We start from the raw sequence: 17880 nt of genomic DNA, 5'->3' as shown, positions 1-17880 counted from the left end.
GCGGCGTCGAGTCGTAGGCGTAGAGGCCGGTCTTCCGCAGCGGCTCGATCACGTCGAGCCCGTCCATCTTCCCGTAGAAGGTCTGCACGAAGAAGAAGCGGCGCATCTCGCCGTCGCAGACGATGTCCACGCCCGCGCGCTCCTGGTCCCGGATGGCGAGCTGGGTCGCGTCGTCGAACGTCTCCCGGACATCGGTCTGGCCGTACTCGCCGGCCTTGACCTTGTCGAGCGCGGTCCAGAACCAGCCGGGGAAGCCGTGGCTTCCGATGACGTGCGTCGGGATGGGCGGCAGCGTGGGGCTCATGGGCGCTCCTCGAAGAGATGTTTTTGGATCTTGCCGACGGAGGTCCGCGGGAAGGCGTCGCGGAACTCGACCAGCTCCGGGACCTTGAACGACGACAGCCGCGCGCGGCACCACTCGATCAGCTCGTCGGCGGTCGTCGCGGCACCCTCCCGCGGGATGACGTAGGCCTTGATCGCCTGGTCGCGGATGGGGTCGGGCACCCCGACGACGGCGGCGTCGAAGACGGCCGGATGCTGCCGGAGCGTCTCCTCGACCTCCGAGGCCGAGACGTTCTCGCCGGCGCGCTTGATCATGTCCTTCTTCCGGTCCACGAAGAAGAAGTAGCCGTCCTCGTCCCGCCAGGCGTTGTCCCCGGAGTACAGCCACCCGTCGCGGATCGTCTCGGCCGTCGCCTGCGGGTTCTTTTCGTAGCCCTTCATCAGCGACAGGCCGGGCTCGCCGCGCACGATGAGCTCGCCGACGACGCCGGGCGGCACCTCGCGGCCGTGCGCGTCGACCACCTTGCACTCGTAGCCGAGCACGGGCATCCCCATGGACAGGGGCTTGCGCGGGAGATCGAGCGGCTGCATGAGCGGCAGCGACATCGTCTCGGTCATCCCCCAGATCTGCTGGAGCGGCGCCTTGAACTGCTCGTGCCACTCGTCGAACTGGGGCACCGTGACGTTCTGGGCGTACGAGACCGCGCGGAGCCGCGTGCGGCCGTCGGCGGCGGTCCGCGGCTGGGCGAGCAGCATCCGGATCGGCGCGGCGAAGAGCGAGGCCAGCGTCGCCTCGTGGCGGATGGCCTGATCCACGAACCGGGCGGCGCTGAAGCGCTCCATGAGGGCGACGCTCCCGCCGACCAGGAGCATCGGCACGAACGCGTGGAGCTGGGCGCCCGCGTGGAAGAGCGGCAGCACGATCAGGTGGCGATCCGTCGGCAGGACGCGCATCGCCTTCGCCATCGCCTCGCCGCCGTAGAGATAGTTGGCGTGGGTGAGCAGGACCCCCTTGGGCTTGGACGTGGTTCCCGAGGTGTACTGCATCGAGATCTCGTCGCCCGGCGTGAGGCGGGCGTCGGGCGCCGTGTCCTTCATCCCGGCCAGCAGCGGCTCGAGCGGCCGGCACTCGAGGACGTCGAGGGGGCCGGCGAGGCCGTCGCGCGCGGCGCCGATCGCGCCCGCGTACCGGGGCTCGGTGATGGCGAGCCGCGCCCCGGAGTGGGCGAGGATGTACGCCATCTCGTCGGCGGTCGAGACCGGGTTCGTCGGGACCATGACGGTCCCGGTCTTCGCGGCCGCCAGCCAGAAGACGAGGAACTCGGGGCAGTTCCCGAGGTGCAGGTTGAACCTGTCCCCGTGCCGGAGGCCGCGGGCGCGCAGCAGGTTCGCGGCGCGGCTCACCTGCCGGTCAAGCTCGCGCCAGGTCCACGTCCCGCCCTCACGGCCCTCGGCGTCCTCGAAGCGGAGGAAGACCGCGTCGCCGAGGCGCTCGACCTTGTCCGCGAGCGCGCTCTTGAGCGTCCGGCCGCCGACGATCAGCATGCCCGCGCCACGCTAGGCCCCGAGGTAGAGCTTGCGCACCACGTCCGTCTGCCGGAGCTCGGCGGCGCTGCCCTCGAGCGAGACGTGCCCGGACTCGAGCACGTACGCGCGGTCGGCCAGCTCGAGCGCCATGGCCGCATTCTGCTCCACCAGCACGAGCGTGAGGCCGCCGGCCGCGAGCGCGCGGATCGTGCGCGCGATCTCGGTCACGACGATCGGCGCGAGGCCGAGCGACGGCTCGTCGAGCAGCAGGCACCGCGGCCGCGCCATGAGCCCCCGCCCGATCGCGAGCATTTGCTGCTCGCCGCCGGAGAGCGAGCCGGCGCGCTGGCCCCGCCGCTCCCGGAGCCGCGGGAAGAGCTCGTACACCCGCGCGAGGTCGGGCCCCAGCGCGTCCCGGTCGGCGCGCTGGTAGGCGCCCATGAGGAGGTTCTCGAGCACCGTGAACCGGGGAAAGATCTGACGCCCCTCGGGGACGAGGACGAGCCCGCGGCGCACGCGCTCGAACGCCGGGAGGCCCGTCGCGTCCTCGCCGAGGTAGCGCAGCGTGCCGCCGGAGGGCGGCTTGAGGCCGGAGATCACCCGGAGCATGGTGGTCTTGCCCGCCGCGTTCGGTCCGATGATCGACACCACCTCGCCGCCGTTCACGGTCAGGTTCACGTCGTGCAGCACGTGGACCTTGGCGTAGTGACAGTTGATGGCGCGGAGCTCAAGCACCGGCGCGCCCCAGATAGGCCTCGACGACCTTCGGGTCCTCCAGCACCGCGTCGGGCGTCCCCTCGGCGATCTTCTCGCCGTGGTTGAGCGCGATGACGCGGCCGGCGAGCCCGCGGAGGAAACCGATCTTGTGATCGACGATGCAGAGGGTCGTCCCGCCCGCGTGGACCTTGTCGAGGACGCGCGTGAGGTTCCGGACCTCCTCGCGACCGAGCCCCGACGCGGGCTCGTCGAGCAGCAGCAGCTCGGGCTCGCACATCAGCGCCATCGCGATGCCCAGCATTTTCTCCTCGCCGTACGAGAGGTTCCCGGCGAGGTGCCCGAGCGCGGGGGTGAGATTGCAGAGCCCGAGCACCTCGCGCACCCGATCCGCGAGGCGGCGGCCGGTCGCGCGTACGGCGCCGACGATCTCCAGGGCCCGGCGCCACCCCAGCTCGCGCTTGCGCGCGAGGTGTCCGGCCACCAGGACGTTGTCGAACGCGGAGAGCTCGGCGAAGACCTGCGGGGCCTGGAACGTCTTGACGATGCCGCGCGCGGCGATCACGTCGGGGCGGAGCGTGTGGATCGCCTGGCCCTTCCAGCGCACCTCGCCCGAGGTCGGCGGCAGGAGCCCGGCCATCATGCTGAGGAGCGTGGTCTTGCCCGAGCCGTTGGGGCCGATGATCCCGAGGATCTCGCCGCGCTCGACCCCGAAGGAAACGTCCGACACCGCGGCGAGGCCGCTGAACCGCTTCGCGAGCGCCCGGACGTCAAGAAACACGCCGCCGCCAGACGGAGAGCGAGCCGACGATGCCCCGCGGCATCGCCAGGATCGTGAAGATGAGGATCGCGCCGTACACGATGGCGCGCACCTCCGCCCGGAGATCGATGGCGTGCGGCAGCCCGGTGAGCACGAGCGAGCCCACGATCGGGCCCACGAGCGTGCCCTGGCCGCCCAGCAAGACCATCGCGATCACCTCCATCGACTGGTTGATCCCGAAAAGGCCCGGATCGATGTAGCCGGTGTAGTAGCCGTAGAGGCCGCCGGCGAACGACGCGAGCGCGTTGCCGACGGCGAAGGCGAGGAGCTTGTAGCGAAAGACGTTGATCCCGAGGGTCCGGGCCAGGTCCTCGTTGAGGCGGATCGCCCCGAAGCAGCGGCCCATCCAGGAGCGCAGGCAGCGCGCGCAGATGAGCACGGTCAGCGCGAGGCACACGAGCGTCACGTAGTACCAGGCGACCGGCCCCTTGACCGGCACCACGCCGCGCCCGGGCCAGTAGACGGTCGGCGCGCCGGCGACGACGAGGCCGAGCGTGCCGTTCGTCACGCTGTTCCAGTTCATCACGACCAGGCGGATCATCTCCGCGAGCGCCAGCGTGACGACGGCGAAGTAGAACGCCTTCAGCCGGAACTTGAAGCAGACGCTCCCGACGATCACCGCGAGCGCCGCCGCGAGCGCCGCCGAGGGCAGCGTGGCCGCCCAGAACGGCACGCGGACGTGCACGACCAGCAGATGCGTCGCGTACGCGGACGCCCCGAACACGGCCGGGTGGAACATGGAGAGCTGCCCGGTGAAGCCGAAGATCAGGTCGAACGTGACCGCGAGGATGCCGTAGATGAAGGTGAAGATGAAGATCGTCAGGAGGAAGTCGCTCCGCACGAAGACGGGCAGCGCGAACAGCGCGCCCCAGAGCGCGAGCCGCGCGCTCACTCGCCACCGAACAGGCCCGAGGGCCGGAACAGCAGGATGGCGACGAGGACCGCGAGGCCGTACGCGTCGCGAAACGCCGTCGGCAGGAAGATCGAGCCGACCGCCTCGATGACGCCGAGGATGACCCCGCCCCACAGCGAGCCCATCAGGCTGCCGATCCCGCCGAGGATCGCGGCCTCCATCCCCTTGAGCACGTAGACGCCGCCCATCGCGGGCTCGAGCGAGTAGAGGCTTGCGTAGAGGGCGCCGCCGAGCCCGGCCAGCCCGGTCGCGTACAGCATGACCGCCGTCTCGAGCCGCGGCGTATGCACGCCCATGAGCATCGCGGCCTCTGGGTTCTGCGCGTACGCGAACGCGGCGCGCCCGAGCCAGGTGCGGGCGAGCCCCAGATAGGTCGCGACGATGACGACGATGATGACGCCGAACACGACGAGCTTCATCTTCGGCAGGCCGATGTCCCCGACGCGCAGCGCGCCGGGCAGGACGAAGTGCATCTCGAGCGGCGTCGCCGTCCAGACGAGCATCGAGGCGCTCTCGAAGATCGAGATGAGGCCGATCGAGACGAGGAGGCCGTTGACGAGGTTGTTGCGCGTGAACCGGAAGAACGCCTTGTTGGAGAGGTACCCGGCTGCCGCCGCGATGAGACAGGCGGGCACCACCGCGACCGCGTAGGGCAGGCCGCCGCGCTCGGCGAGGGCGTAGGTCGCGTACGCGCCGATCATCATGAACTCACCGAGCGCGAAGTTGACGATGCCGGTGATGCCGAAGGTGAGCGTGATCCCGAGCGCGATGATCCCGTACATCGCGCCGATGATGGCGCCGTTCAGGACCTGACCGAGGACGAGCTGGGTCAACGGCTATTTCGGACTGATCGTGCTGACCTCGATCGTGCCGCCCTTCCGGAGCCGGACGACGTCGAAGTTGAAGATCGCCTCGCCGCGCTCGTCGAACCGGATGTTCCACAGCCCGTCGTGCACCATGCGCATGAGCTCTCGCTTGACCGCGACGGGGTCGTCCACCGTGCCCGCCCTCTTCATCGCGTCGACCAGCATGTACACGTGGTCGTAGCACGACGCCGAGCAGAGCGGCGCCTGGTCGTACGGGAAGTCGCGCCTGTAGAAGTCCTTGTACGCCTTGACGAACCTCGCCACCTTCGGGTCCTTCTTCTCCGCCGCCTCGAAGTACTTCGGCACGTACACCATGTACTCGTCGATGCCGTCCTTGTTCTTCAGGCCGGGCCCGAGCGAGCCGCGGACGAGGAAGAACCTCGTGAGCTGTCCGGCCTCCGTCGCCTGTCGCACGATGTCATAGAGGTACGAGTCCGCGTAGCTCGGGAAGAGGAAGTCGGGCTTCCACACGGCGATCTTGGCCAGGACCGCCGAGAAGTCCTTCGTCCCGGGCTCGAAATATTCGAGGCGGTAGTCGATCCCCTTCTTCTTGAACATCGGCCCGTAGATGTCTTCGAGCACCTTGCCGCCCTGATCGTTCTGGAAGAGCATGGCGATCTTCTTCGCGCCCGTGCTCTTGACGAGGTTGTCGACCATCAGCTCGCCGAAGCCGCTCGGGCCCGCGTCCCAGTTCCACGTCCGCATCAGGAACTCGTGCCCGGGCGTGCCGACGTAGTCGTGGATCCGCGTCGCGCCGCCCCACATGAGGATCTTGCCGTTGAATTCCGCGGCGTACGGCCGGATGGCGAGGAAGACGTTCGACAGGAACGGCCCGAAGATGTACTTCACGCCGTCGACCTCGATCAGGCGCTTGAGCTGCACCGTCGCTTCCTTGGGCTCGCCGCGCGTGTCGAGGGCGATGAGCTGGATCTTGTACGTCTTGCCGCCGACCGTGAAGCCGCCGGCGCGGTTGATCTCGTCCACGGCGAGCGCGGCGCCCTGGGAGGACATCCAGCCGTAGATCGCGTTGGCGCCCGTCTGCGCCTCGATCTGGCCGATCTTCACGACGTCCTGGGCGGGCGCGGGCGTCGCGAGGAGGAGCAGGGGCACCAGCACGAGGGCGACGGCGGCTCCGGGATGCCTCATCTCCGGCCTCCTTTGCGTGTGGTCGCGACGATCCCGCGGCGGTCGTGCCGCGGGCGGGGAGATTGCATACCAACTGACCGCGCGTGTCAACCGGCGCGCGGGCTCAGAGCGGCAAGCGCTTCGCGATGATCTCGCGCATGATCTCGGACGTGCCGGAGGCGATGGTCCAGAGCCGGACGTCGCGGAAGAACCCCTCCACCGGGAACTCGCGCATGTAGCCGTAGCCGCCGTGCAGCTGCACGGCGTCGTAGGCGACCTTGTTCGCGACCTCCGTGGCGAAGAGCTTCGCCATGGAGACCTCGGTCACGCACTCCTCGCCGCCGGCGTAGAGCGACGCGGCGTGGTCGACGAGCGCCCGCGCGGCCTCGAGGTCGGTCGCGCGGTCGGCGACGCGGTGGCGCAGCGCCTGCCGGGCGGCGAGCGGCTCGCCGAACGCCGTGCGCTCGCGCAGGTAGGCGAGCGTGTCCTCGAGCGCCTGCGCGGCCCCGGAGACCGCGAGCACGGCCGCCATCAGGCGCTCGCGCTGGAGGCCGGCCGCGAGCTGCTGGAAGCCGCGCCCCTCGACGCCGAGCAGGTTCTCCGCGGGGACCGGGCAGTCCTGGAACGCGAGCTCGGCGGTGTCGGAGGCCCGCATGCCCATCTTGTCGAGCTTGCGGCTCACCGCAAAGCCCGGGAGCCCGCGCTCGACGAGGAACATCGAGAGGCCGTCGTGGCGGCGGCCGGGCGTGCCCGGCGCGGTGCGCGCCGCGACGAAGTAGAGATCGCCGTAGACGCCGTTGGTGATGAACATCTTGCTGCCCGTCAGGACGTAGTGGTCGCCGCGCCGCTCGGCGCGCGTCGCGAGCGCCGCCATGTCGGACCCGGTGCCGGGCTCGGTGATCGCCAGCGCGCAGACCAGCTCGCCGGCGATGATCCGCGGGAGGTACCGCCGCTTCTGGGCGTCCGTGCCGAAGCGGGTCAGCCACGGCGAGGACATGTCCGTGTGCACGAGGACGCTGAAGGCGACGCCGCCCGAGCGGCACCGCGCCATCTCCTCGCCGAGGACGACGCTCGAGAGGACGTCGCCGCCGCCGCCGCCGTACTCCGTCGGGAACTCGAGGCCGAGGAAGCCGAGCTCGCCGAGGCGCCGCCAGAGCGAGCGCGGGATCCGGCCGGCGTCCTCCCACTCGCGGACGTGGGGCGTGACCTCCTTCTCGACGAAGGCGCGGATGCTCTTGCGGAGCATCTCGTGCTCATCGGAGAAGAGGCGCCGTCCCACCGCTCAGCCCTTCGTCGCCCTGGCGCGTTCCATCTGCCGCAGCTCCGTGCGCCGGATCTTGCCCGAGATGGTCTTCGGCAGGTCGGGGACGAACTCGATCTCGCGCGGGTACTTGTAGGGCGCGGTCACGGTCTTCACGTGCTCCTGCAGCTCGCCCACGAGCGCGTCGGTCGGCGGGTATCCCGGCGCGAGCACGACGAACGCCTTCACGATCTCGCCGCGCAGCGCGTCGGGCTTGCCGATGACCGCCGCCTCCTGCACGGCCGGGTGCTCGACCAGCGCCGATTCCACCTCGAACGGGCCGATGCGATAGGACGCGCTATTGATCACGTCGTCGGCGCGACCCACGAACCAGATGTAGCCGTCCTCGTCCATGGACGCGCGGTCGCCGGTGACGTACCAGTCGCCGCGGTGGCAGTTCGCCGTCGCCTCGGGGTTCTTCCAGTACTCCCTGAACATCCCGACCGGCCGCTCCGGCTTGACCGCGATCGCGATGTCCCCTTCGGTGCCGCGGGGCAGCTCGCGGCCGGCCTCGTCGACGATCGCGAGCCGGTGGCCCGGGGCGGCCGGGCCCATCGAGCCCGGCTTCCACGGCGTCGCGGGGAACGTCGCGGCCACGAGCACGGTCTCGGTCTGGCCGTAGCCCTCGTAGATGTGGTGCCCCGTGCCCTCCTTCCACGCCGCGATGACCTCGGGGTTCACCGCCTCGCCCGCGCCGAGGCAGTGGCGGAGCGTGGGGAACCTGTACTTCTTCAACGGCTCCTGGACCAGCATGCGGTACGCCGTCGGGGGCGCGAAGAAGGTCGTGATCGGGAAGCGCTCGAACATCGTGAGCGTCTCCTCGGGCTCGAACTTCTTCCCGCGCGCGTCCCAGACGAAGAGCGCGGCGCCCATGTTCCACGGCGCGAAGAGACACGTCCACGCCGCCTGGGCCCACCCGGTGTCGGAGATCGTCCAGTGGAGGTCGTCCGGCGTGTTGTCGAGCCAGAACTTGCCGGTGATCACGTGGCCGATGGGATAGGAGGCGTGTGTGTGGAGCACCATCTTCGGATAGCCGGTGGTGCCCGAGGTGAAATAGATCATCATCGGGTCGCCGCTCGCGTTCCGCGGGTGCGCCATCTGCGGCGACGCGCGCCGGAGCAGCGGCTCGTACTCATGCCAGCCGCCGCCGCGCCCGACGACGATCCGGTGCTTGACCGTCGGACATCGGGGGAGGACCCGCTCGATCTTCTCCTGGTTGTCCTCGTCGGTGATGACGACCGACGCCTCGGCGATGTTGAGCCGGTACTCGATGTCCTTGGTCGTGAGCAGCGTCGTGCCCGGCACGGACACCGCGCGGGCGCGGATACAGCCCAGGACGATCTCCCACCACTGATGGACGCGCGGCAGCATGATGAACACGCGCTCGCCGGCCGCCACGCCGAGCCCGGCGAGGGCGTTCGCGAAGCGGCGGGAGCGCTCCGCCAGCTCGGCGTACGTGAAGCGCCGGGGCTGGCCGTCGGCGGCCACCCAGAGGAGGGCGAGCTTCGCCGGGTCGCGCGCCCAGCCGTCGAACGTGTCGAACGCCCAGTTGAAGCGCTCGGGCGTGGGGAGCCGGAAGCTCCGGCAGGTCGCCGCGTAGTCCGTCATGTTGCGGGCCATGGGCTTCCCGTGATTGTACTGAGAATGGCCGCTGCGCGTACCGGTGGGGAGGACTTTGCTCTTCCCGAATGCCCGCCCTAGCAGTCCGAGCTCGACTTCCCGAGGTCGAGCATCTCCGGCAGGTACGGCGGCGCCTCGGCCAGCTCCAGCCGGTCGATCTGCTTCAGCCGGGCCACGATCGCCTCGATCCGCCGGGTCGCCTCGAGGATCTCGTCGATCCGCCGGCGCGCCTCCGGGTCCACCGCGTGCTGGAGCAGCTGCGCCTGGCCCATGATGACCGCGAGGGGATTGTTGATCTCGTGCGCGGCCGCGGCGGCGAGGCTCGCGACGTACCGGAGGGCGTCGCGCTCCCGGATGGCCTTCTCCATCTCCTTCCGGTGCGTGATGTCGCGCGCGATGGACGACGCGCCGACGATCCGCCCCTCCGCGTTGCGGACCGGCGACACGGTGATGGACACGTCGAGCCGTCGCCCGCCCCGCGTCACCCGCACCGTCTCGCGATGGTCGATTCGCCCGCCCCGTGCGAGCCGTTCCAGGATCATCGGCAGCTCGTGGTCGAGGTCCCGCGGACTGATGAGTGCGATCGGCCACCCGATCACCTCCCGGGCCGCGTAGCCGTAGAGCCGCTCGGCCCCGGCGTTCCAGCTGGTGATGACGCCGTCGAGCGTCTTGCCGATGATCGCGTCGTCCGAGGACTCGACGATCGCGGCGACGTGGGCCAGCGCCGCTTCGACCCGCGCGTGCTGCGTCACGACCGCCGCCAGGAGCAGCGTCATCAGGACCATCGTGCCCATGAAGGCCTGGAGCAGCAGGAGCGATTCGTTCGGAGAGACCCGGACGAAGGGCCCGGAGCCGTGCAGCGTCCCCCAGATCGCGATCGCGGCGAGGAGGGCGACGCACGTCGCCGCCTCCCGCTGGCCGTACCGGAACGCGGCCAGGACGAGGAACGGGATGCACAGGAACTCGAGCGGATAGTCCCGCACCCAGGGCCACGCCAGGCCGACGAACACGCTCCCGCCGACCAGGACCACGCCGCCGAGCAGCAGCGCGAGCTCGAGCACACGCGCCCGGGTCCATCGCACGGTGGAGTCGCTCCCCCAGAGGATCAGCACCGGCGCGACCACGAGTGCGCCCGCGACGTCTCCGAGCCACCAAGTGAACCAGATGGCCCCGAAGCGATCCCAGCTCGCGTAGCCCCCGAGCGACAGACTCGCCACGCCGATCGTCGCGCTCACCGCCGTGCTCGCGAGCCCGGCAAGAGTTGCGAACTTGACGATGTCCCTCGCGCGTGCGAAGACGTCGCGACCGCCGGCGTACCGGGTGACGAGCCAGCCGCCGAGGAGCCCCTCGAGCGTGTTCCCGGTGGCGATGCCGAGCGACGTCCAGACCGATCCCTCCGTCGTGACGTTCACCAGGAACGCGCCGAGGAGGAGCGCGGGCCACACCCGGTAGCCGAGCAGCAGGGTCGCCGCGAGCGCGATGCCGGTGGGCGGCCACACCGCCGTGGCGCTGGGGTGCACGAACGCCAGCATCAGCCCGACCTTGCCGGCGACGAAGTAAATCCCGGTAAGGACCAGGAGGTCCCACGGCACGAGGGGAACGCGAAGCGCACCCATTCTGCGGTTCTCTCGCAAGGCTGCTCAGTGCCGGGCCGACGCGACCCGGGGCACCGGCGGGACAGGGTCGTCCTGCTCCCGCCCCCACGCGACGAGAGAGGCGACGAGCTACGTCTTGGCGACGGCCTCCGAGGCGCCGATGTCGCCCACGAGCTTCACCTGTTCGGCGGTGAGACGATCGACATCGATACCTCGACGCTACGAGGCCATTCGCTTTCTGGAAAGTAGGGAAATCCCTCAATACGATTCAGGTGAATACCTGAAAGATCGTCTACGGGATTTACCCTGGCCCGGCGGGATGGTGGCCCCAAGGGGACCCGCCCGCTTTAGATTGGCCATTCCCCTGCGAGGAGGCGTGCGCCCCCGAGCTGCCTGATGGCCGGGACCGCTGCTCCTCGGGCGGGTCCTGCGGCGCCTCCTTGCTCTGGCCGTAGTTCTGTAGCGCTTCGCGGTAAACCCCGCACCGCCCTCGTCCGCGTCCTTCCGATCCAACACTCACGGGCGCACACCTGCACGGCGTGAACGCGATGCACGTCGCCGCGTATGCCCGAGTCAGCACCCAGCATCAGGATCTTGAAGTCCAGTTCGCTGAGATCCGGCAGCACGTCGCTCTGCGTGGGTGGACCCTCGTGTCCACGTATGCCGATGTGGCGTCGGGAGCCAAGGAGAACCGTCCCGAGTTCCGCCGGTTGCTGGCCGACGCCGCGCGCAGAACGTTTGCGGCGGTCATCGTCCAGCGCTTCGATCGCGCGGCGAGGTCGGTGAAGCAGCTCGTCGAGACGCTCGAGCACCTTCGCCGCTGCCATGTGGCCTTCGTCTCAATCAAAGAGGACGTGGATACCTCGACCCCAGCGGGTGAGCTGGTCTTCCACGTCATGGCCGCCATTGGGCAGTTCGAGCGCGCCTTGATCGGCGACCGCATCCGGTCCGGACTGCAGCGCGCCAGGGCCCTCGGAAAGGTAGTAGGCCGGCCTCGTACTGCCGTCAGCGCGGACCAGGTCCTCGCGCTCCGAGGTGAGGGATTCAGTTATCGCGCGATCGGGCGCCGTCTCACCATCTCGCCCGCCCTGGCCCATCGGCTGGCCCGGAAGCTCTCCACCAATGGCCATTGAAGGCGTTTACAAACCCGTCAGCGACGTTTTCAAACGCTGCCCCGATGCCCGGGGGGGCCGTGCTGACCTGGGCGTCCTCGAGCCGAAGGCGTGCAGTCGCCCCCAACCGTCCTCGTGCACCACGATCCAACCCGCTATTCGTTGACCGCAACACTGGAGGAGGAAACAATGGCACGGTGTGGTTTCTGCGGTGGACAATTCAGCAACGCGCAAGCCGTCCGTGCGCACTTGCGGCACTGCCCGAATTACCGGCGGCGTCAGGGAAGAACAGGACCTCTCAGTCGGTTTCTGCCTTTAGGCAGCGCGCCTATAGGCAGCCTGCCTATAGGCAGGTCCGTGCCTAAGGCAGAGGACCCTCAAGCAGGGGTCGATCCCGTCGATCTCGAGCAGCGACCCGTGCTGGAGACCGAGCGCCGGGCGCCCCGCGATGACGCGCCAGCGTGGACAGAGCTCAACGCGTTCCTCGAGGCCGAAGAGAAGCGGGGCAAGCAGGAGGCCGCAGAGGCCCTGAAGCACCGGCGCCGGCAGCTCATCCAGCGCATCAAGGACCAGGTCGTCGGACGCTGGTCGTCCCCCGGCTATACCGTTCCGGCAGAGATCAGAGCCCGGGCGCTCATGGAGATCGAGCGCGAGCTGGCGGCCCGCGCCGTGGAGGAGCTGGCGGAGTGGGAGCTGGTGGCCCTCGCCGAGGGGATCCGCGACACGCACTATCGCCCGGTGATGGAAGCGCAGGATGAGGCCAAACGACTCGAGGAGCGCCGGCGCCGCGAGGAGCAGGAGCACCAACAGACCCGGTTGCGGGAGGACGCGGACCGCGCCGAGCGCCAGCGAGAGGAGGCACGGCGGGCGGCCGAACAGCGCGTGAGTCAGGAACAGGCGCAGCAGGAGGAGGAGGAACGAGTCGCAGCGCTGTTCGAGCACGGGACGGATTTCGCGTGCGATGCCCTGCAGGAGGTGGACGATCTCGACCCCCGCGACCGGCGGAGCATCCTACGGCGAGTCAAAGGAGAGCTCGAAGCAGCACTCACCGGGAAGGAGTCGGAGCGCGCTGTGGAGGCGCGCGTGGACGAGATCCTGGATGAGGAGCTAGGAGAAGCCGAGGACGGCGACGAGGATAATCGACCTGATGGGTACGATGAAGATGACGATCATTATGACGAAGATGATGAAGACGAGGGCGACGAGAACGAAGACGAAGATTGATTCAAGCTCAACTTCATGTCCCGATCGCGCCTCAAACGCGGCGCTCGAAAAAGTTCCTCTCAAAACAGGCGCTGAAGTCGATAGTATTTGGGTCCCAGGAGGGCCGTCCCGCGGATGGTGCCCGCTAAGTCGTCTGTCGCAATAGCGGCCACGCTTGTCTCGCTCGTCGTCGGCGTGCATCCGACAGCCGCGGAGTGGTTCACTGACCTGTACAGTGGCGCGGCCTTCACCGAGCGCCATCGCTTCTCCCTCGACGGGAAGCTTGATGGCGTGGCCGTGGCCGGCTTCGTCAAGAATGTCAGCTACGACAAATCGTTTTCGGTGGGCGGCCGCGGCGGGTATTGGTTCGAGTCGGTCAAGTTCTTCGGGCTTGGCCTCGACGTGTCCCACTTTCGACCAGACATCAGCTCCCAGACCAAGATGGGCAAGGGAACGATCACCGACACGAGGGGGGCGCTGTTCGGGGTCCCAATCAACGTGTCGGGCGCCGGGCCGGTGAAGCTTCGGGAGGTTGATCTTTTCATCACCGCGGCCTGCTTCGACTTGATGTTCCGGTGGCCGATGCTCGAGAGCACGAACTTCCCGAATGGCCGGCTCCAGCCGTACGTGACGGCGGGACCGGGGTTGTACATTCAGCATCTTGAGGGGTTCGATACGCGCGCGACCCATGGCGTGCAAGTGGGAGCCGGAGTGCTCTGGGAGTTCACGCGGAACATCGGCGTTTTCAGCGAGTATCGACACACCCACATCCGGGCGGCGCTCGACTCCAGGGAGATCACGTTCAGGACCCACCTGAGCACCCACCACTTGCTCAGCGGAGTCTCCGTCCGTTTTTGAGAATGACTCGTGGCCCAGCGGCTTTCGAACCCGTGTTTGAGTCATCCATCAGTCAACGCCGACCGCCCGTCCCCGGTGATGTACCACAGTTTCCTGCCGCCACTCTCGACGGTTCCTACGTACCCTATGTTCTGAAGTCGCACCAGTCGGTTGTTCACGACCAGCGGGTCCATGCTGCTCTCACTGGCGAGCCCTTCGACCGTGCGGAACTTATACTTGCTATCGCGCAGCATTTTCAGCAGTCGCTCGTCTTCCGGGTCGATCTTGAAGAGGTCGGCGATGCTGTGGCGGACGTCGGCGCCCTCGTGCCGCGGAACGGACCTCGCCGGTGCCGCGGGTTCCGCCGAGGTTTCAACGGCACCCGTCGCTTTCTGGTCAGCCACCATGGCTCGTTGTCCCGCGGCGTCCGCCTTTTCCTTCAACTCCCTTACGACTTTGTCCGTCAGGGACGTGATGAAGGCGCGAGCGGAAATTGCTGCGACAAGACAGAACCCAGCAAAGACGAGGACCTTCAGGCTGTCGGTCCTACTTCCAGCCAGGAGATCACTCGAGATCATGTTGAGAAAGAGCGGGACAAGGAACGAGGCGCCCACGCCGACGACGACGGCCCGCAACAACGTCGTCGGCTTGTTCTTCTCCTCCACTCCTCGGAGGCAATAGTTCACCAGTCCGCCCAAACCACCGAAAGCGACAATCAAACACACGATGAGCCAAAAATGCGCGTCCAGGTTCAGCGTGTCGAGGATCCCCACGAACTCCCTCAGACCGCTCATCCTTTACTGTCGGCTGTCGACAGCCGCCCCGCGCCGCGGTGAAGGTGGCGTCAGTGTATGGAGAACGTCGTTCCTGTCTCACAGACTCTATAACAGGAAGGTCATATGCCCGGCAAGGAGAAGAACCTCTGCGTCACCTTTCCGGATGCTACGCGCTGCTGCCTTTCCTGCGTCTTCGGGAGACATTGCCCCAATATACTTCCCATCCCTGAACTCAATCTTCTTCTCGTGGTCTCGCTTGCACGTCAGGTGGTCGAGTATGTTCCGCACGCGCTTTCTCAGTGCCGGCGAATCCGGCATGAGCCGTGAGAGGGCGACGAGCTCGATGAGCATCGCGCGCCGGCCGCACGGGTCGGATCTCCCTCGAGGCGATACCGTGCTATTCCCGGAATCGGCGCAGCGCGAATGTGCAGCCAGGATCGGCGCGGTCAGCCACCGGGTCTTACCCTCGTTCAAAGACCCCAAGCTTGTCTCAGGAACTTGGCCACGGTCTCGACCAATTCTGGCGCCAGCGGCAGCGTGGGGTTGGTGTAAGTCGCGAGGTTGGCCTGCGCATCACCCGGCGCGATCTTGAGGACGTGATTCATCCCTTCGATGATCTCCAGCCGGGCATCGGGCTTGGCGCGAGTCAGAGCTCGAGCTTCAGTAGTGTTGAGCTGGAGATCCGTCGTTCCGTGGACGATCAGGACGGGGATCGTCAATTTCGCCAGCTCGCGCGTGGGGTCGTAGCGGAACCACGAGATCAGATACGGCTGGACGCTGGGCCGGAAGAGTGCGGCAAAGCCCGCATCGACCTTGGGGACGGTACGCCCCGCTCTGAGCTCCCCGAGGATGCGCCGCGCTTCCTCCAGTGCACGGGGCTGGCTCGCGAGTTGCCTCGTCAGTTGGTCGAGCAGAACGTCATCGGCCGGCCGGCCGGCGCCGCTGATGGCGACAATGGTGTCGACGGCGACTCGGGTCGCCGCAACGATGCCGACCAAGGCGCCATCGCTGTGACCGACGACCGCGAGCCCCTTGAACCGGGGGTTACGCCGGAGCTGATCGATCCAGGCAACGGCGTCATCGACGTACACATCGAACCGAAGGCCTTCTTCTCGCGGCGCCGCCGCTCGGCTCGCTCCGACTCCGCGCTTGTCGAACCGGAGCGTGGCGATCCCATGCTCGGCCAACCCCTCGGCGAGCAGCTTGAGGCTGTTATTCTTGCCGGCCGAGTCGTTGCCGTCGCGATCGGTGGGGCCGGAACCGGCACACAGGAGCGCGATCGGAATGGGCGCCGGGCCTCGGGGGATCTCGAGCGTCCCGTGAATCGTCCCCGTCGGCGTCTGAAGGTCGAGGAACGCGCTGGCGGCGCCGGCGCTTTGGGCCAAGGCCACCGTTGCGAGAAGCAAGACCCAAGACTTCTTGATGAGGCATTTATGGTTGATTCTTGAGATGCTCGATGTCTCCCTGGATGGGGTCGTCGCGCGTCGCGGCGAGGACCGCGAGAATGCGCTCGCGGTCGCGGGGCGAGAGGCGCTTAAGCCCGCATTTCCTTCTTTCGGGCGCAAGATCGAGTAGGCTCTGCCCGCTGAAGCCCGACGAGTTGGCATGGCAATACTCCGTCTCCGGAGGGTCACGTTCCTATCGTGCGCGCCGTCACGCTGCTCGTCAGTCGCTCGTCAGGATCGCATCGAAGCGGCTGGTGGCCCTGTTCCAGAAGTACGTTTTCCAGCCGATGGTGAAGAGATCGCCCACGACCGTCACCTTGCCTCCCACCACCGACTCGAAGACTCCGCTCGGAGGTTTCGGATGGCAGAACGGCCCGGGCCACACGCTCGGATCCTCATTGAACCCGTACGGGTCTGTAATGTCGTCGATCAGCGTGATGTCGTATCCCACTCCCTGTGACCGGAAGACGACTGGCACGACCCGCCCGTCGCTCTGCCGTTTCATCAGGAGCGCCACGTCAGGCTGGCCGTTGCCGTCGAAGTCGCCGATGCATCCGGCGAGCAGCGCGGTCGGCGACTCCACGAGCCGGAAGACGTCGAACGTGTAGACGTACTTGCAGTCCTCGGGCTTGGTGATCGCCACAGCCTGCGTACGGACGTAGAGCGGCGAGTACCCGTCGACGCTTGCCTTCCCGGACGCAATCACCGGATGGGCGCGGGGGATCCCGTACCGCCCTTCAGGGAACCGGTCCATGCACTCGGCGGCACCGGCGGCGCTCGCCGCGGGCACGAGCAGACTGACCGCTTCGAGAGCCACACCAACGCACACGGTGTGAAAACGAATCAAATTAGGTTCCCTGGCAAGGTTTCTCGCGAAGCTCGGCTCAACCTATAAATCCCTATTTTGCTCCGTGCTCTTTGAGTTCTCTTGCTAAACCGACTTCGTGAAACTTCTCTGCCGTTTGCAGAGGGGTACGGCCTGTAAAGTCCTTGAAATTGGGGTCTGCGCCGTGCCGGAGTAGTTCAATGGCCATGTCGCGATATCGGTTGCCGAAGGTGTCAGCGCGGCCAGAGGCGCGAATCATCGCTGCGCTTAAAGCGGTCTCATTGTACCGGGACATCTTATTTACGTCGGCTCCGCGAGCTATGAGGATTTTGAGACTTTCCAAGTTATTGTTATAAACCGCGTCCATCAAAGGAGTGATCTTCGCATTGTTTTGAGCGTTTACATCCGCTCCGTGCTCAATGAGATAGGTCACCGCTTCAGGGCTTCCACGATATATTTGATTCTGAATGGGGGTGGCTCCCGCGGCAAAATGAAGCGCCGTATTGTTGACATCGTTTCGGGCATTGACCTTTGCGCCGTTTTTGATCAGTCTTTCCATTTCCCGAAGATCCCCTTTGTAGGCGGACATCATGAGTGGATTGAGGCTCCCAGGTCTTTCAACTAAAGTTCCATTATTTACCCGCTGATTAAATTTGATCATTTCCGGCGGAACGAATAACACTGTAATAAGGAGCAAGCCTCCAGCGGAAACTAACAACGTTACTCTGGATGCCTTACTCTTGGCATTGACATAGCCCGAAATAGAAACTGTAAGCAGGGCCAGGACCAACAGCAAACTACTGAGCCCCTGCTTCTGAACATGAAATCCGGAAAGCGTGTAAGAATCGTTATAAGTTGACGTGAGACGCAAAAGTATCGACGAGCCTGCCAAAACAGCAAAGAGACCTAGAAAAAGAAA

At 66.9% G+C, this 17880-nt stretch carries 18 protein-coding genes; 3 read left to right on the top strand and 15 right to left on the bottom strand.

Translation table 11 applies throughout. The annotated features are described in order from the left end of the window. From VKG64_01035 to VKG64_00990, 10 genes are all read right to left on the bottom strand, one after another. The coding region (locus tag VKG64_01035; GenBank protein ID HKB23608.1) for a methionine synthase at positions 1 to 304 on the bottom strand (304 nt) is incomplete at its 3' end. Then, positions 301 to 1827: an AMP-binding protein gene (locus tag VKG64_01030; protein ID HKB23607.1), complete on the bottom strand. Its 1527-nt coding sequence runs from the start codon at positions 1825 to 1827 to the stop codon at positions 301 to 303. The genes VKG64_01035 and VKG64_01030, both read right to left, overlap by 4 nt. A 12-nt stretch (positions 1828 to 1839) precedes the next feature. Next, positions 1840 to 2544 carry an ABC transporter ATP-binding protein gene (locus VKG64_01025; protein HKB23606.1) on the bottom strand — a complete coding sequence of 235 codons (705 nt, stop codon included), beginning with the start codon at positions 2542 to 2544 and terminating at the stop codon, positions 1840 to 1842. Further along, positions 2537 to 3304 (bottom strand): ABC transporter ATP-binding protein, encoded by a 768-nt coding sequence (locus VKG64_01020; protein ID HKB23605.1) that lies wholly within the window; start codon positions 3302 to 3304, stop codon positions 2537 to 2539. The genes VKG64_01025 and VKG64_01020 overlap by 8 nt, the downstream gene beginning before the upstream one ends. Next, complete coding sequence (locus tag VKG64_01015; GenBank protein ID HKB23604.1) at positions 3294 to 4235, bottom strand: branched-chain amino acid ABC transporter permease; 942 nt, start codon at positions 4233 to 4235, stop codon at positions 3294 to 3296. The genes VKG64_01020 and VKG64_01015 overlap by 11 nt, the downstream gene beginning before the upstream one ends. Beyond that, complete coding sequence (locus VKG64_01010) at positions 4232 to 5089, bottom strand: branched-chain amino acid ABC transporter permease (GenBank protein ID HKB23603.1); 858 nt, start codon at positions 5087 to 5089, stop codon at positions 4232 to 4234. Before VKG64_01010 ends, VKG64_01015 begins: the two co-directional genes overlap by 4 nt. Before the next feature lie 3 nt (positions 5090 to 5092). Next, positions 5093 to 6268, bottom strand: a complete 1176-nt coding sequence (locus VKG64_01005; protein ID HKB23602.1) for an ABC transporter substrate-binding protein — start codon at positions 6266 to 6268, stop codon at positions 5093 to 5095. A gap of 103 nt (positions 6269 to 6371) precedes the next feature. Next, positions 6372 to 7526, bottom strand: a complete 1155-nt coding sequence (locus VKG64_01000) for an acyl-CoA dehydrogenase family protein (protein ID HKB23601.1) — start codon at positions 7524 to 7526, stop codon at positions 6372 to 6374. A 3-nt stretch (positions 7527 to 7529) separates the two neighbouring features. Next, the gene (locus VKG64_00995) at positions 7530 to 9167 is read right to left on the bottom strand and encodes an AMP-binding protein (GenBank protein ID HKB23600.1); all 1638 of its coding nucleotides are present in this window, start codon (positions 9165 to 9167) and stop codon (positions 7530 to 7532) included. 77 nt (positions 9168 to 9244) lie between these two features. After that, on the bottom strand, positions 9245 to 10783 hold the full coding sequence (locus tag VKG64_00990; GenBank protein ID HKB23599.1) for an MASE1 domain-containing protein: 1539 nt from the start codon (positions 10781 to 10783) through the stop codon (positions 9245 to 9247). 527 nt (positions 10784 to 11310) lie between these two features. On the opposite strand from VKG64_00990, the gene VKG64_00985 reads away from it, so the two are divergent. From VKG64_00985 to VKG64_00975, 3 genes are all read left to right on the top strand, one after another. Beyond that, positions 11311 to 11895 (top strand): recombinase family protein, encoded by a 585-nt coding sequence (locus VKG64_00985; protein ID HKB23598.1) that lies wholly within the window; start codon positions 11311 to 11313, stop codon positions 11893 to 11895. 396 nt (positions 11896 to 12291) lie between these two features. Further along, a complete protein-coding gene (locus VKG64_00980; GenBank protein ID HKB23597.1) occupies positions 12292 to 13098 on the top strand; it encodes a hypothetical protein in 807 nt (268 codons plus the stop codon). 114 nt (positions 13099 to 13212) lie between these two features. Next, positions 13213 to 13935 carry an outer membrane beta-barrel protein gene (locus tag VKG64_00975; GenBank protein ID HKB23596.1) on the top strand — a complete coding sequence of 241 codons (723 nt, stop codon included), beginning with the start codon at positions 13213 to 13215 and terminating at the stop codon, positions 13933 to 13935. Positions 13936 to 13976: 41 nt separating this feature from the next. Here VKG64_00975 and VKG64_00970 read toward each other — a convergent pair whose 3' ends face one another. From VKG64_00970 to VKG64_00950, 5 genes are all read right to left on the bottom strand, one after another. Then, positions 13977 to 14708 (bottom strand): YEATS-associated helix-containing protein, encoded by a 732-nt coding sequence (locus tag VKG64_00970; protein ID HKB23595.1) that lies wholly within the window; start codon positions 14706 to 14708, stop codon positions 13977 to 13979. Positions 14709 to 14795: 87 nt separating this feature from the next. Next, positions 14796 to 15041 carry a hypothetical protein gene (locus VKG64_00965; protein HKB23594.1) on the bottom strand — a complete coding sequence of 82 codons (246 nt, stop codon included), beginning with the start codon at positions 15039 to 15041 and terminating at the stop codon, positions 14796 to 14798. Between the two features lie 119 nt (positions 15042 to 15160). Next, the gene (locus tag VKG64_00960; GenBank protein HKB23593.1) at positions 15161 to 16081 is read right to left on the bottom strand and encodes an alpha/beta fold hydrolase; all 921 of its coding nucleotides are present in this window, start codon (positions 16079 to 16081) and stop codon (positions 15161 to 15163) included. A 274-nt stretch (positions 16082 to 16355) separates the two neighbouring features. Beyond that, positions 16356 to 16952: a hypothetical protein gene (locus tag VKG64_00955; protein HKB23592.1), complete on the bottom strand. Its 597-nt coding sequence runs from the start codon at positions 16950 to 16952 to the stop codon at positions 16356 to 16358. 82 nt (positions 16953 to 17034) lie between these two features. Continuing rightward, on the bottom strand, positions 17035 to 17880 hold an 846-nt coding region (locus tag VKG64_00950; protein HKB23591.1), incomplete at its 5' end, for an ankyrin repeat domain-containing protein.

The organism is Candidatus Methylomirabilota bacterium (genome assembly GCA_035260325.1).
Lineage (GTDB): Bacteria > Methylomirabilota > Methylomirabilia > Rokubacteriales > CSP1-6 > AR19.
Note: the sequence above shows the minus strand (reverse complement) of the source record. Positions and strands in the feature narration are given on the sequence as shown.

Excerpts from the sequence above, each read along its gene's own strand:
- VKG64_00995 (HKB23600.1), bottom strand. The coding sequence starts at position 9,167 with ATGGCCCGCAACATGACGGACTACGCGGCGACCTGCCGGAGCTTCCGG.
- VKG64_00975 (HKB23596.1), top strand. The coding sequence starts at position 13,213 with ATGGTGCCCGCTAAGTCGTCTGTCGCAATAGCGGCCACGCTTGTCTCG.
- VKG64_00985 (HKB23598.1), top strand. The coding sequence starts at position 11,311 with ATGCACGTCGCCGCGTATGCCCGAGTCAGCACCCAGCATCAGGATCTT.
- VKG64_00990 (HKB23599.1), bottom strand. The coding sequence starts at position 10,783 with ATGGGTGCGCTTCGCGTTCCCCTCGTGCCGTGGGACCTCCTGGTCCTT.
- VKG64_01005 (HKB23602.1), bottom strand. The coding sequence starts at position 6,268 with ATGAGGCATCCCGGAGCCGCCGTCGCCCTCGTGCTGGTGCCCCTGCTC.
- VKG64_01030 (HKB23607.1), bottom strand. The coding sequence starts at position 1,827 with ATGCTGATCGTCGGCGGCCGGACGCTCAAGAGCGCGCTCGCGGACAAG.
- VKG64_00965 (HKB23594.1), bottom strand. The coding sequence starts at position 15,041 with ATGCTCATCGAGCTCGTCGCCCTCTCACGGCTCATGCCGGATTCGCCG.
- VKG64_00970 (HKB23595.1), bottom strand. The coding sequence starts at position 14,708 with ATGAGCGGTCTGAGGGAGTTCGTGGGGATCCTCGACACGCTGAACCTG.